Raw genomic sequence first — 13,794 nt, forward strand, 5'->3', positions numbered from 1 at the left:
ATCTGCACCGTTGCGCGCTGTTTGCGGTGGACGGCGCCCGCTGCTCGCTTGGCGCAGGCCCGATTCTTGCCACTATTCCGGCCTGGTGCGCCTGCGCGCGATGGCTGGGAGCGGGGACGATGGCTGGCTATTTTCCGAACTGGACGCTGAAGACCTCCGGCGACGTCATGCCGGACGAACGCCTGCCGACCGGGCAGACGATCATCGCCGGCCTGCAGCATGTCGTCGCCATGTTCGGCGCGACGGTGCTGGCGCCGATCCTGATGGGCTTCGACCCCAACGTCGCGATCTTCTTCTCCGGTATCGCGACACTGCTGTTCTTCGTCATCACCGGCGGGCGGCTGCCGAGCTATCTCGGCTCCTCCTTCGCCTTCATCGGCGTCGTCATCGCCGCGACCGGCTATGCCGGCACCGGCCCCAACGCCAACCTGCCGGTTGCGCTCGGCGGCATCATCGCCTGCGGCGCGGTCTATGCCGCGATCGGCCTCATCGTGCAGGGCGTCGGCACGCGCTGGATCGAGACGCTGCTGCCGCCGGTGGTGACCGGTGCGGTCGTCGCCGCGATCGGTCTCAACCTGACCTCGGTCGCGATGAACATGATCTCGGCCAGCCCCTACACCAAGTGGATCGCGCTGTTCACGGTCGTGGCAGTAGCGCTGATCGCGGTCTATGGCCGCGGCCTGGTGCAGCGCCTGCCGGTGCTGATCGGCGGGCTCGCCGCCTATATCCTCTATGCCGCGACGGCGACGAGCTTCGGCGCGCCGCCGGTCGATTTCGGCAAGGTCGCGGCAGCCGCCTGGTTCGGCCTGCCGAACTTCGTCGCGCCGGTGTTCGACGCCAAGGCGATGGCGCTGATCGTGCCGGTCGCGATCATCCTGGTCGCGGAGAATCTCGGGCACATCAAGGGCATCTCGGTGATGACCGGGCGCAATCTCGATGGGCTGATCGGACGCGGCTTCTTCGCCGACGGCGTCGGTACGATGATCGCCGGCTCCGGCGGCGGCACCGGCGTCACCACCTATGCCGAGAACATGGGCGTGATGGCGGTGACGCGAGTCTATTCGACGCTGGTCTTCGTCGCCGCCGGCGTGATCGCCATCCTGCTCGGCTTCTCGCCGAAATTCGGCGCGGTGATCGGCACGATCCCTGTCGCGGTGCTGGGCGGTCTCGCCGTCGTCGTGTTCGGCCTGATCGCCGCGACCGCCGGCCGGATCTGGGTCGAGAACAAGGTCGACTTCGCCCAGCCGAAGAACCTGCTGACGGTGGCGACCGCACTGATTCTCGGCGCCGGCGATCTCAAGCTGCCGATCTTCGGCTACGAGCTCGGCGGCATCGGCACGGCGACCTTTGCCGCGATCGCGCTCTATCATTTGCTCAACCGCCGCGCTGCCGCCTGAGAGCGGCAAAAAGGGCCTGCCGCACCTCTCGCGGCAGGTCTTTCCCGGGTCTGGCACACAGGCCATCCGATGGCGGCGAGACCAGTTTGCATATTTCTGTCGCAAACAGGTGGACAGGGGCAGGGGCGGTTGCTATACGCCCGCCTGCCGACGCGCTCCGTCGCTTCGGCAACGTCTTCGTGGCGTATGGGTGATTAGCTCAGTTGGTAGAGCAGCTGACTCTTAATCAGCGGGTCGTAGGTTCGAGCCCTACATCACCCACCACGGAACCTCTTGAAATCGTTGGATGCCTGGACCTGAGTGCTTGATTGCGCTCGGGATGGATTCCGCTCGTTCGCCCCCTGGCGCGACTGCGCCCTCCCGAGCCGTTGGCTGGCCCCAGGTTGGCTCACACAGCCGCTGCACCTAGTACACGACGGTGGCGACGACCGTGTCGGCGTACAGGCCGGGAGACGGCGTTGTCTGCGGTGGCACGCGGCCATGTATGGCGACGGCCTGGGCCAGGCCCGTGCCCGTCCCGACCAGCGTATCGACCCCCGGCGTGCTGCCGAAAGGCAACGTTCGGCCGGCATCGCGGTAGAGCCCGTAGGTGACGAATTCCGTTCCCTTCGCCATCCGCCTCTGCGCCGGGTTCGTTGCGCCGGCGAGGCCGCCGTCCAGCCCGACCTGGTAAGCCGTTCCGTTGGTGCAGGTCGGTGTCAGGTTGCTCGCGACATCGCGAGCGCTGCCGAGAATGCCGGCGGAACCGAATTCGAGCAGGTTCGTCGTCACCCGGCAGGTCGGCGGGACATTGGCGGTCACAGTGAATGTCGTGGTCTGCGAATTGGTCAGGAGATTGCAGCCGAGCAGGAATGACAAAAGCCCGTAACGGATGCGAGCCTCAAGGCCGGTGAAGGTGCTCGCATAGGCCAGTGGGGCCGCGGTCGGCTGGCCGCCATAGACGCGCCCGGTGATGATTTCCGAGCGGCTGCCGGTTCCTCCGAGCGAAAGCGTGATGTTGAAGCCCACCGGATTGGCAGCGCCACCGGCCCAGGTGCTTGAGCCCCAGGGCGTCATGCCAGTAGAATAAAGGCCGTAGCGCAGCTGCTGGGCGCCATTGACCATGAAGCGGCTCGTCGCATCGGTCGCACCACCGGAGCCCGGGCCGAGGTCGATGCAGACCCCGACGAGCTGCAGCGGCAGGCCGGAGCAGGTGACGGTCGCGGTTGCCGTGGCATCGACCTGGGCATTGGCGGTGACGTCGATCGGATTGAAGATCATCGGCGTGACGCTGAGCGTGCAGGACTGGGCCGCGACATGTCCGGTTGCGGCGAGTAGGCCGGCGATGATGAGCATGGCGCAGGTCATCATGAGACAGAGCAGGGACCTTACCGACATGGGATCGGCCCGATCGTGATCTGGGTTCCCTCCTGGGGCGCGAAGGGGAAGCGCGCGCTGCATTCGCCATCGGCGAGGCGAACGCGGATCTCGTTGTCGGTGCCGAGGTGCTCGACGAATGCGCGTCCGTCATAGCCCACGGTGAAATCCGGGGCCGGGCTGGTGACGCCACGCAGGCCCGGCTGGAGCGCGCCGGGCACGCCAGCCGGCAGCGGCTTGCCGTCGCGCCCGTGGAGAATGACGATCGCCGCGTTGACCGCCGAGCGGACTGCGAAATCGACCACGATGCCAGCCCGGTCCGGCGGAGCCGCGACCTCCTGGGTCGTCTCCGCCAGGGCGGTGACCGGCAGTCCGCGCGGATCGATCGAGATGCGATTGGACTGGTAGGAGCGCAAATTGGGGATCAGCGCCGTCCCGTTGGCGCCCGTGCGCGCCACGACGCGGTTCTCATGGAGAACATCGACATCGGGGGCGCCGACCCTGGCGATGGCGAAGGCGTCGTCGATGCGGTTGGCGAGGAAGAGGCCGCCGCCAGCCGCGACCAGCGCGCCGTCGAGCTGTGCCGTCCCGGAGATACGCCCCGCCCCCTGCTCTACGCCGCCTTCGACCTGGCCGTAATTGCCGCGATAGGCGATCGACGCCGAATGGCGGCGCTGGTAGCTGGCGCCTTCGACATCGCGCAGGCGCCAACCGATGCTGCCCGGCTCCTGTCCGATAGGCTTGGCGACGTCGGCCGCGAGCGCCCAGGCGCCGCCGGATCTGGTGAAGCCGGTCGAGGCGGTGATGTTGCCACCGAACGGGAAGGACAGGCCGGCGAAGATGCCGGCGGATCCGCGCGTCGTCAGGTCCGCGAACACCGTGGCGTAAAATGAGCCGCCCAGCGGCAGGGGGCGCGAGTAGCTCGCATTGACGATGCGGCTCGAGCGACCGCTGGCCTCCTTGAGGTGGGCGAAGCCGAGATTGAGCCCACCGCCGAGCCACGGCGCCGGCAGGCCGATGGAGACGCGCTCGACCGCGCGCGGCGGGAGCTGCAGCCAGGACCAGGCGTGCGGATCGGTGGCGGAGGCGGCAATGCGGCCCGGCAGGTCGAAGGCGAGCGTGCCGAGCGCTGTCGGCGAAGCGGTGGCCGAGGCGAGGTCGTGATAGTTGCCGAAACTGCGCTGGCTCGAGGCGAAGAAGGAGACGTCGCCGAGGCGGGTCTCGAAGGCGAGGTAGGCCAGCCCGCCGGTCGCGCCGCTGCGCCAACTTCCGGCACCTGCGGCGCTGACGACACCGAGCGATCCGAGCCCGACCACGGCACCGGCCCCGGCATTGCCGAAGCTGCGCGCCCCTTCGCCATGGGCTATCAGCGTGACGCGGTCGCTCAGCCCGTAGCGTACGCTGCCCGAGCCTGCGGGCTGCTCGGCATAGAGGCTCGATCGCAGCCCGTATTGCAGGCGCGGCATGCCGATCTCGGCGGAAAAATCGCTCAGGCCCGGCCGCAGCAGCTTGCTCGATACCGCGAACGGCAAGGTCGTTTCGGTCTGCTGGCCGGCGGCATCGCGCACGACGACGCTGGCGTTGCCGTTGCCGGAGAGGATGGGGACGTTGTTGATCCGGAACGGCCCGGAGCCGACATCCTGCGAAACGGTGCGGATGCCGTTGACGAAGACATCGACCGTGGAGGGCACGGCGGCGCTGCCGTCGATGCTCGGCAAGGGCAGGGTGACGAGATCGGGCCGCAGCCCGAAATTGCGCTGGATCTGCAGGCCTCCGAGGCGGATTGGGCGCGTCCAGGGCAGGCCGCCGGAGATCGTGTCGCCGGCCCGATAGCTCAGCAGCGTGGCCGGGTCGGAATAGCTCCAGCTGGTGTCAAGCCGCAGGATCTCGGCCTTGTCGGTGGCGAGTGAGCGGTTGGCGACGATCCCGCTCTGCGACAGCACGCCGAGGGGGCTGAAGACGCGCCCGTCCAGATTGGCCGAGAGGCTGGGATAGCGCCAGAAATCGTAGAACCGCGCTCCGCTGGAGCTGCCGAAGAGGGTGTAGTTGAGCACCGCGCCGGTTGCCGTCCGGCCTGCTCCGGGCGCAGCCTCCGGTTGCGGCGTTGCATCATAGATTTTCGCCATCCGGAGGCCCTCGGGCGCCTTGAGGTCGATCCGCTGTGCGGCTTCGTCGTAGCGGTGGCTCAGGCCGGGTATGGCCGAGAGCGGCACGTCATCATCGAGCCGGAAATGCTGCGGGACCTTGATGCCGAGCTCCTCGAGTTCCTTGCGACGGGCCGACAGGGCGCCCGTCTCACTCTGATGGAACGCGCCGATGAGGCCGACCGAATGGCCACCAATGGAGACATCGAGCAGAAGCTCCCGTGCCCGGCCTTCTGCTACCGCATCGCCGCGAAACGCCAGGAGCAAGCCGGCATTGACGAGCATGACAACCAGACAGCCGCTAAGGCGCCGTTTGAACGAGCGCGGTCGCATTGAACGGACCGATTTCGCTGGAACCGCTGATCGAGACCTTGCTGCCTGGACGTGGCAACGCCCCCGTGGCCGGCAGCGGCCAGCTCATCATGCCCTGTCCGAGCGAGTAGCCGACCAGCCCCTTGTTCGCGCCGACGAGGTTGCCTGACGTATCGCGAACGCTGACGGCAGACAGCCGCAGATGGATATCGCCGCGATTCCTGGCGCTGAGCACGAGGCGCTGGCCCTGCTTGCTGATGCCCCAGCTTACGTCCGGCGGAGAGGTGCCACGGCTTGCGAAGAAGACCGGGACGACGTGGCGCAGCACGAGCGATACCGTGCCGGTGCGTTGCTGCGGCTTTGGCAGCTCGTCGATGACGAGGCGATAGGCTTCCTCGCCGGTCACGGCCTGTTTCGTGGTCCGGACCACGCGCACCGTGTAGTCCTGACGCGCGCGCAGGTCGACGAGCGGCGGGCTGGCGACGATGTCGCTGGTCGGTTCGAGCCGCTCCTCGCCGCCGGCCTGGACCCAGCGATACACCCGGATCTGGGCCGTGATGGGTTGGGTGTCCGTGTTGCGCAGCGTGATCGTCGTGGCCGCGCCCGGGGCGGGCACGGTCAGCAGGACGGGGGCAACCTGCAGGGAGGCGGCTGAAGCCATCGATGCTGGCAGGCAGCAGGCGATGGCCAAGGCGAAGCCATATCTCATCGCGTCCTCCTTTGTTGGCTACGGGCGCAGTTCGCCGTTGGCCACGGGGTCGTGGCCTGCCCGGGTTGAATGCTTGAAGATCTCCTGGTGCCGGCGATGCCGGCAGCGGTCAGTAGGTGACGGTCACGGTGATCGTATCGGTGTAGAGAGCCGGGCTCGGCGTCGCTTGCGCCGACACCCGGCCATAGACCGTATAGGCTTGCGTCGAACCGGACCCTGTTCCGACCGAGGTATCGGTGCCGATCGTTTCGCCCCAGTTCAGCGTCCGGGCGGGATCGCGGAACAAGGAGTAGTTCACCGTGCCACCGGCACCGCTCATCTGCCGTGTCGTCACGGCGCCGCCGTTGAGGCCGGCATTGAGGCCGATATTGTAGGGCGTGGTCGCCGTGCACTGCACGGTTATCGTGCTGGTGCTATCGATATTCGTGGAAAGGACGCCGACGTTCCCGAAGTTCATATCGGTGGCGCTGGCGATCGTGCAGGCGGCCTGGATGTTGATCTGAACCTGGAAGGTGCCCGTCGCGGTCGCGGCATTCGCGTCGCCCGCCAGCATGCCGATGAACAGCAAGATCCACGTGGAACGCATGCTTCCCTCCATTTTTGTCAGCGGCGGTCAGTCGTGGCCGTCTCTCTTATTGCGCGTGCTTATGGTCAGAGAATGGGCAAATGTGGTTAATGAAATGTTATCGGTAGGTAATTCGTTTCTTGACCACCTACGCATACGGCTCATGCTTTTGTTTTGATCCCACGTTGGACTTTTATCGTGCTTATTCTTGAATTGAGTTTGCCTTGATGACGTTAGGTAATGTCAGCGCCTGATGCGAGCACACGCATGCGAGCCGGCGGTATGCGCCCGCTCGCATGCAGGTGTCGATTTGGAGGAACGAGTCGCGTCCGGATCGCCTCAGGCGGCGAGGCCGCCCTGTGATCTCTTGTCGCCGCGCAGCATGTTGCGCAGTTGGTAGGCCAGGGCCACCGGCGCCGGGAAGCGCTTGCGGCAGAAGGCGATCTTGCGGACGTAGGTGTCGATCCGCCAGGTCGCCCAGGTCTTGCTCGCGAAATAGGCGATGTCGCCCTTGCGCAAGATCCGCTGCGAACCATCCTGCGCGGTGACGTGCACCTCGCCTTCCAGGATGATGACGGTCTCGTCCCAGTCGAAGAACCAGCGGAACTCGCCGGCGGTGCAGTCCCAGAGAGCGGTCGAGGCCGCCTCGTCCTTGCTGCGTGAATGCAGGGCAACGCGCGCGACGGGATCTCCGGCGATGATCCAGGATGGCTCGATCGGGGCGGGCGTCATCGGCAATTCGTCCGGCGCCCCCGACACGAGCGGCGCCTGCTCGCTTGGGGCGACCACAGGAAGCTGTCGCAGCATCGTCGCGGCAGCCCCCGCGAGCATCATCTTCAAGGCCATCAATCCCTCCCTAATATCGCGCGGATCATACGGGAGGAGCGGTAAAGCCGGCCCTTCGGGAATCGCTCACATTTGTCGGCATCGAGAAACGGCTCGGGTAACCATCCCGAGCCGTAATCTGCAAAGCTGCTGTTAGGCGCGGTCGACCGCGACGATCGCCTCGGCGAAGGCGGCCGGTGCTTCCTGCGGCAGGTTGTGGCCGATGCCGCCATCGACCGTCCTGTGCCGATACCAGCCCGAGAACTTCTTGGCATAAGCCGCGGGATCAGGGTGCGGCGCGCCATTGGCATCGCCCTCGAGCGTGATCGTCGGCACGGTAATGACCGGGAAAGCCGCGAGTTTGCTCTCCAATGCATCGAATTGCCGCTCGCCCTGCGCCAGGCCGAGGCGCCAGCGGTAATTGTGGATCGAGATCGCGACATGATCGGGATTGTCGAAGGCTGTGGCGGAACGCGCGAAGGTAGCGTCGTCGAACTTCCACTTCGGAGAGGCGGTCTCCCAAATCAGGCGGGCGAAATCCCGAGTGTTCTTGGCGTAGCCGGCCGCGCCGCGCTCAGTGGCGAAATAGTATTGATACCACCACTGCTGTTCGGCCTTCGGCGGCAGCGGGGCCTCGTTCAGCTTCTGACTGCCGATCAGGTAGCCACTGACCGAGACCAGGCCCTTGACGCGCTCAGGCCAGAGTGCCGCGACGATGCAGGCCGTGCGCGCCCCCCAGTCGCAGCCGCCGAGCAGCACCTTGTCGAGCTTGAGCGCGTCCATCAGCGCGATCACATCCACGGCGAGCGCCGCCTGCTGGCCGTTGCGCGGCGTCTCCTGCGAGAGGAAGCGGGTTCCGCCATAACCGCGCAGAGAGGGCACGATCACCCGGTAGCCCTTGGCCGCCAGCAGCGGGGCGACGTCGACATAGGTGTGGATGTCATAGGGCCAGCCATGCAGCAGGATGACCACCGGGCCGTCTGTCGGGCCCTGCTCGGCATAGCTGACGCTGAGCGCGCCGGCCTCGGCCTGCTTGAGCTGGCCGAAGGATGACAGCGCCGCGGGCGCCGCCAAAGCTGGTCGGGGCAGGTCAAGCCCGGCCGCGGCAATCGCCGTTGCCATGGAGCCGACGAAGAAGCGGCGGCTGGAATCGATGGTTTCAGGGGCCTTGACCATAGTGGAATGCCTTCTGTCCGGAGTTGCGATGACTGGGGAAGGGAGGCGTCGGCGGGACCTCCGCGCGGCGCCGTCCGATGCGGTTCAGATCAGGTTGATCTCGACCTCGATGTTGCCGCGGGTCGCCTTGGAGTAGGGGCAGGTCTGGTGCGCCGCATCGACCAGGGCCCGGGCGGTCTCGCGATCCAGCCCCGGCAGGGCGACGTTCAGGCGGGCCTGCAGGACATAGCCGCGCTCGCCATGGCGCAGGTCGACCTCGGCGTCGACCGCGGTCTCGGCGGGCACTGCGACCTTGTGCTCGCGCGCCGCCAATCCGATCGCGCCGATGAAACAGGCCGACCAGCCGGCCGCGAAGAGCTGCTCGGGATTGGTGCCGGCCCCGGCTGCGCCGGGCGAGGTCAGGTTGACCTCGAGGTGGCCGTCCGAGCTGCGGGCGGCGCCATCGCGGCCGCCGGTGGTGTGGGTGCGGCCAGTATAGAGAACCTTGTCGGTCTGGGACATGTCGAGCTTCCTTCTGTTTTTAGATCGTGTCCGATCTAATCGGATGCGGTCTTATATGTGAAGCTCGGAAGCGATGTCAACACTTCCGATTTAATCGGATGCGACATATATTGAGGGGGCGATGACGCACTCACGACGAGGCCCGGCCATGCCCGCTCCGACCCCGAAACGTCCCGATGCCCCCCGGCTGGCGGATTTTCTTTGCTTCGCGATCTATTCGGCCAACCTGGCTTATGGGCGCGCCTACAAGCCGATCCTCGACGAGCTCGGGCTCACCTACACCCAGTACATCGCGATCATCGCGCTGTCGGAGGAGGACAATCAGAGCGTCGGCGGCCTCGGCGAGAAGCTGTTCCTGGAGTCGAACACGCTGACCCCGATCCTGAAGAAGCTTGAAACGCTCGGCTATATCCGCCGGCAGCGCGACCCGGCCGATGAGCGCCAGGTGCGCGTCAGCCTGACGCCGGAAGGCCGGAAGCTGCGCGAGAAGGCGCTGCCGATGAATCTGGTGGCGGCCGCGGGGCTCGGCGAGGATTTTCCGGTGGTGCAGAAGGCGGTGGTCAGGTTGCGCAGCAACCTGTTGCGCGCGGCGCGGGGGGGCAAAGGCGGCTGATGCTGAATGAGGTTCGCGCCGAGTTTCCAGCGGCCGATGGTCGAAATGGCGTCCGCGGGGAACCCTTCTCCCGTGTGGGAGAAGGGCAGGGATGAGGGCCTGCCCTATCCGCAGAAGGCGCAACGGCGCCGTAGCGGTCCAATTATCAGCGGCGGTCCCTCACCCCTGCCCCTCTCCCATCCGGGAGAGGGGTTCCCCGAGCTTGTCCGACACATCGCCGAGGCGGGTGCGGCTGCCGCGCTTCAAGGGCGAATATCACGGGGAGAGGCGGCTGCTTATGTTCGATCACGCTACGGCCGCGACCTTCGCCTCGTTGCCAGGCTCGCGCCCTTCGAGATCGGCCATCGCTGCCGCGACGCCGCCGCTGCGATGCGGCACGCCCGCAGCCGCAAGGCCCATCTCGACGCCGGAGAGGGCGCCGAGCAGGCTGAGCTCGTTGCACTCGCCGAGATGGCCGATGCGGAAGACCTTGCCGGCGACCTTGCCGAGGCCGGAGCCGAGCGAGATGTTGTATTTCTCCAGCGCGATCTTGCGGAAGCGGTCGGCATCGTGGCTCGGCGGCATCAGCACGCCGGTCAGGACCGGCGACTGTTCGGCCGGGTTCTCGCAGAGCACCTCCAGCCCCCAGGCCTTGACCGCGGCGCGGCAGGCGCTCCCGAGGCGCTGGTGGCGGGCGAAGACCTGATCAAGCCCTTCCTCCTGCAGCATGGCGAGTGCCTCCTTCAGCCCGTAGAGAAGGTTGGTCGCCGGCGTATAGGGGAAGAAGCCGCCGGCGTTGATCCTGATCATCTCCTCCCAGTCCCAGAAGGAGCGCGGCAGGGTATTGGTCTTCGAAGCTGCTAGCGCCTTCTCCGAAACGGCGTTGAAGCCGAGGCCCGGCGGCAGCATCAGCCCCTTCTGCGAGCCCGAGACCGTGACGTCGACCTGCCATTCGTCATGGCGATAGTCGACCGAGGCGAGCGAGGAGATGGTGTCGACCATGAACAGGGCAGGGTGGCCGGCCGCATCAATCGCCTTACGGATCTCGGCGACGCGGCTGGTCGCGCCGGTCGAGGTCTCGTTATGGACGACCATCACCGCCTTGATCTTGCGGAGTTTGTCCTCGGTCAGCCTCGCCTCGATCGCGGCAGGGTCGGCGCCGCGGCGCCAATCGCCCGGGATGAATTCGACCTCGATGCCGAAGCGTGTCGCGATGTTCTTCCACAATGTCGCGAAATGGCCGGTCTCGGCCATCAGCACGGTGTCGCCGGGCGAGAGCGTGTTGACGATCGCCGCCTCCCAGGCGCCGGTTCCGGAAGAGGGGTAGATCACCACCGGCTGCCTGGTCTTGAAGACGGACTTGCTGCCTTCCAGCACCGTCTTGCCGAGCGCGGCGAACTCGGCGCTGCGATGGTCGATGATCGGCATCGCGATGGCGCGCAGGATCCGGTCCGGAATCGGGCTCGGACCGGGAATGTGCAGAAAGTGACGCCCTTGCATGATGGTCTTTTCCTCTCAGGGGGCCGGCGCTATTGCGCTGCTGGTTGATATTTTGCATTCATTTTTTGAAAGATCAATCGCCCTCTGGTATGCTGATTATGTGCAATCGGGCTCGACAGCGGGCTCGAGCCGACTTAGCGATGATGCATGAACGAGCCATTCCTCGATACCATTGATGAGCAGAACCCGCCGCTGGCCGAGGCTGCGAAGCCGGTCGCCTCGCTGCATGAAGGGCTTCTAGTCGCGCTGCGCGACTTCATCGTCGAGGGCAATCTTGCCGATGGCGCGCGCGTCCCGGAGCGGGCGCTGTGCGAGCGTTTCAACATCTCGCGCACGCCATTGCGTGAAGCGCTCAAGGTCCTGGCGGCGGAAGGGCTGATCGAGCTCCTGCCCAATCGCGGTGCGCGGGTGCGCGAGCTTAGTTCCGAGGACATCCGCGAGCTCTTCGATGTGATGGGTGGGCTCGAGGCGTTGGCCGGGCGGCTGGCCTGCGAACGGATTTCGGAGGAAGAATTCGCCGAAATCGAGCGGGTTCACCATGAGATGTACCGTTTTTACCTGCGCCGCGACATGCATGGCTACTTCCACTGCAATCAGGCGATCCACCAGTTGATCGTCGCCGCTGCCGGTAATGCGACGTTGGCTACGACCTATGCCGGCCTGGCTGGGCGGATCCGGCGGGTGCGCTATTCGGCCAATCTCGCCAAGGATCGTGACCGCTGGGGCGAGGCGATGCGCGAGCATGAGGCGATCCTCGATGCGCTACGGCGGCGCGCTGGCTCGGAATTGTCGGATATCCTGTTCCAGCATCTGCGCAACAAGCGGAAGGCGGCGCAGGCTTCTGCCTGACTGCGACCAGCCCGCATTTGCGGGAGTCGGGCGGCGAAGCAATCCAAAGGCCGGCCGACGCTCGCACCGCAAGGATCGTGGTCATTTTTTATTTCTGAAATTTTGGATTGAATGCAAAAATTTTTGATCTAAGGTTCCTTCACCGCGCCGTCAGAGCGCAATCATTGGGAGGAGCGATCATGAAGCAGCAATGGCTGGCCGCGACCGCAATTCTGGCCGCCGGCATCGGGCAAGCCGCTGCCTGGGAGCCGAACAAGCCGGTCGAGATCGTCGTGCCGTTCTCGGCGGGCGGGGCGTCCGACCAGATGGCGCGGACGATCCAGGGCATCATCCAGAAGCAGCAATTCACCAAGCAGCCGATCATCGTCGTCAACAAGCCGGCCGCCGGTGGCGCCGAGGGCATGCTCGACATCCAGAAATCGGCTGGCGATCCGCACAAGCTGATCACCACCTCGAGCGGCATCTTCATGACGCCGATGGCGACCAAGCTGGCGCTGAACTGGACGGACTACACCCCGGTCGCGATGCTGGCGCAGGATTCCTTCCTGCTCTGGGTCAACGCCAAGGCTCCATACAAGAGCGCGGGCGACCTGATGACGGCGGCGAAAGCTGCGAACCCAGCGATGAAGATCGGCGGGACCTCGTCCAAGCGCGAGGACAATCTGCTCGTCTTCGCCATGGAGAAGCAGGGCGGCACCAAGTTCGCCTATATCCCCTACACCTCCGGCGGCCAGGCCTCGACGCAATTGTCGGGCGGGCATGTCGAGGCCACCACCAACAACCCCGCCGAGGATCTCGCCAACTGGCGTGGCGGCGCCACGCGCCCGCTTTGCGTCTTCGCCGAGCAGAAGATGGCCTACACCGAGAAGGTCGCGGACGGGCAGTCCTGGGCCGACATCCCGACCTGCGCCTCGCAGGGGCTGAATGTCAGCTACCAGATGCTGCGCGGCATGTTCATGCCCGGCAAGGTCAGCAAGGAGCAGCAGGCCTTCTATGTCGACCTGTTCAAAAAGGTCTCCGAGACGCCGGAATGGAAAGAGTACCTCGCCCGCAATGCGCTGGCGGCGGATTATCGCGATGGCGAGGCCTTCGTCTCCTTCCTGAAGGCGGACGAGGCGAAGCACGAGAAGCTGATGACCGAAGCCGGCTTCATGGCGAAGTAAGGCCGGGGCCGTAACCGCACCCTTGGCGTCATGGTCGGGCTTGTCCCGACCATCCACGTCTTCGCTGCTCGCGTGCGGTGTTCACGACGTGGATGCTCGCCACAAGGGCGAGCATGACGAAACCAGGGCTGCCGGCCTTGGAATGACGGCACCAGAGCCGCTGACGCGGCTTGTCCGGGATGACATGGGAGGGGACGGATAATGTCGAGCTCTAGCGAAACCGAAACACCCGAACCCGGCATCTCGCGCCGGCCGGTCGAAATCGCCACGGCGCTGCTGCTGATCGGCCTCGCCGGCATCGTGCTCTACGACTCGCATGGGCGTGGCGCCGGCTGGGATGGCGGCCCGCAGAACGGCTTCTTCCCGGCCCGCGTCGGCTGGATCTTCCTCGCCGCCTCGCTCTTCATCCTCTGGCAGTCCTTCCGCCGGCCGGACGGGGTCTTCGTCACCTATGAGCAATTGCGCCAGGTCGTCAGGGTGCTGGGGCCGCTCGTCCTGTTCGTGGCGCTGATCCAGCCGCTCGGCATCTATGTCGCCTCGGCCGTCTTCATCATCGCCTTCATGGCGGTGGTCGGCACCTCGCGCTGGTGGGCGATCGCGTTGACAGCGTTGCTCGTGCCGATCGTCTGCTTCTGGGTCTTCGAACTGCAGTTCCGCGTGCCCCTGCCGAAGGGTCCGCTGGAAGCCATGCTCGGCTATTGAAGG

General features: G+C 65.9%; 13 protein-coding genes and 1 tRNA gene. 6 read left to right on the forward strand and 8 right to left on the reverse strand.

Translation table 11 applies throughout. The features are described from left to right. The first annotated feature begins 119 nt into the window (after positions 1 to 119). Positions 120 to 1,397 carry a solute carrier family 23 protein gene (locus ACSQ24_RS07495; RefSeq protein WP_436094081.1) on the forward strand — a complete coding sequence of 426 codons (1,278 nt, stop codon included), beginning with the start codon at positions 120 to 122 and terminating at the stop codon, positions 1,395 to 1,397. Between the two features lie 188 nt (positions 1,398 to 1,585). After that, positions 1,586 to 1,661 (forward strand) — tRNA-Lys (locus ACSQ24_RS07500). 141 nt (positions 1,662 to 1,802) lie between these two features. Here the strand turns inward: ACSQ24_RS07500 and ACSQ24_RS07505 are convergent. The 7 genes from ACSQ24_RS07505 to ACSQ24_RS07535 all read right to left on the reverse strand — a co-directional run bounded on the left by ACSQ24_RS07505 (position 1,803) and on the right by ACSQ24_RS07535 (position 8,985). Beyond that, positions 1,803 to 2,732 (reverse strand): Csu type fimbrial protein, encoded by a 930-nt coding sequence (locus ACSQ24_RS07505; protein ID WP_436094082.1) that lies wholly within the window; start codon positions 2,730 to 2,732, stop codon positions 1,803 to 1,805. A gap of 32 nt (positions 2,733 to 2,764) precedes the next feature. After that, the gene (locus ACSQ24_RS07510; RefSeq protein WP_436094083.1) at positions 2,765 to 5,182 is read right to left on the reverse strand and encodes a fimbria/pilus outer membrane usher protein; all 2,418 of its coding nucleotides are present in this window, start codon (positions 5,180 to 5,182) and stop codon (positions 2,765 to 2,767) included. Between the two features lie 16 nt (positions 5,183 to 5,198). Further along, positions 5,199 to 5,918: a fimbrial biogenesis chaperone gene (locus ACSQ24_RS07515; protein WP_436094084.1), complete on the reverse strand. Its 720-nt coding sequence runs from the start codon at positions 5,916 to 5,918 to the stop codon at positions 5,199 to 5,201. A gap of 109 nt (positions 5,919 to 6,027) precedes the next feature. Beyond that, entirely contained in the window at positions 6,028 to 6,504 is a 477-nt protein-coding gene (locus tag ACSQ24_RS07520) for a Csu type fimbrial protein (protein ID WP_436094085.1), read from the reverse strand. Between the two features lie 318 nt (positions 6,505 to 6,822). Next, positions 6,823 to 7,329 (reverse strand): cupin domain-containing protein, encoded by a 507-nt coding sequence (locus ACSQ24_RS07525; protein ID WP_436094086.1) that lies wholly within the window; start codon positions 7,327 to 7,329, stop codon positions 6,823 to 6,825. A gap of 132 nt (positions 7,330 to 7,461) precedes the next feature. Further along, a complete protein-coding gene (locus ACSQ24_RS07530) occupies positions 7,462 to 8,484 on the reverse strand; it encodes an alpha/beta fold hydrolase (protein ID WP_436094087.1) in 1,023 nt (340 codons plus the stop codon). 84 nt (positions 8,485 to 8,568) lie between these two features. Further along, positions 8,569 to 8,985, reverse strand: a complete 417-nt coding sequence (locus ACSQ24_RS07535) for an organic hydroperoxide resistance protein (RefSeq protein ID WP_436094088.1) — start codon at positions 8,983 to 8,985, stop codon at positions 8,569 to 8,571. Between the two features lie 148 nt (positions 8,986 to 9,133). Between ACSQ24_RS07535 and ACSQ24_RS07540 the strand changes: the two genes are divergently transcribed. Further along, positions 9,134 to 9,598: a MarR family winged helix-turn-helix transcriptional regulator gene (locus ACSQ24_RS07540; RefSeq protein WP_436094089.1), complete on the forward strand. Its 465-nt coding sequence runs from the start codon at positions 9,134 to 9,136 to the stop codon at positions 9,596 to 9,598. A 285-nt stretch (positions 9,599 to 9,883) separates the two neighbouring features. On the opposite strand, the gene ACSQ24_RS07545 is transcribed toward ACSQ24_RS07540, so the two are convergent. Beyond that, a complete protein-coding gene (locus ACSQ24_RS07545; protein ID WP_436094090.1) occupies positions 9,884 to 11,077 on the reverse strand; it encodes a pyridoxal-phosphate-dependent aminotransferase family protein in 1,194 nt (397 codons plus the stop codon). A gap of 147 nt (positions 11,078 to 11,224) precedes the next feature. Between ACSQ24_RS07545 and ACSQ24_RS07550 the strand changes: the two genes are divergently transcribed. The 3 genes from ACSQ24_RS07550 to ACSQ24_RS07560 all read left to right on the forward strand — a co-directional run bounded on the left by ACSQ24_RS07550 (position 11,225) and on the right by ACSQ24_RS07560 (position 13,791). Beyond that, the gene (locus tag ACSQ24_RS07550; RefSeq protein ID WP_436094091.1) at positions 11,225 to 11,926 is read left to right on the forward strand and encodes a GntR family transcriptional regulator; all 702 of its coding nucleotides are present in this window, start codon (positions 11,225 to 11,227) and stop codon (positions 11,924 to 11,926) included. 179 nt (positions 11,927 to 12,105) lie between these two features. Continuing rightward, positions 12,106 to 13,089, forward strand: a complete 984-nt coding sequence (locus ACSQ24_RS07555) for a Bug family tripartite tricarboxylate transporter substrate binding protein (RefSeq protein ID WP_436094092.1) — start codon at positions 12,106 to 12,108, stop codon at positions 13,087 to 13,089. A 201-nt stretch (positions 13,090 to 13,290) separates the two neighbouring features. Continuing rightward, on the forward strand, positions 13,291 to 13,791 hold the full coding sequence (locus tag ACSQ24_RS07560) for a tripartite tricarboxylate transporter TctB family protein (RefSeq protein WP_436094093.1): 501 nt from the start codon (positions 13,291 to 13,293) through the stop codon (positions 13,789 to 13,791). Positions 13,792 to 13,794 lie beyond the last annotated feature (3 nt).

The sequence above is a fragment of the Allobosea sp. LjRoot237 genome, from assembly GCF_964253285.1.
In the GTDB taxonomy this organism is placed as follows: domain Bacteria; phylum Pseudomonadota; class Alphaproteobacteria; order Rhizobiales; family Beijerinckiaceae; genus Allobosea.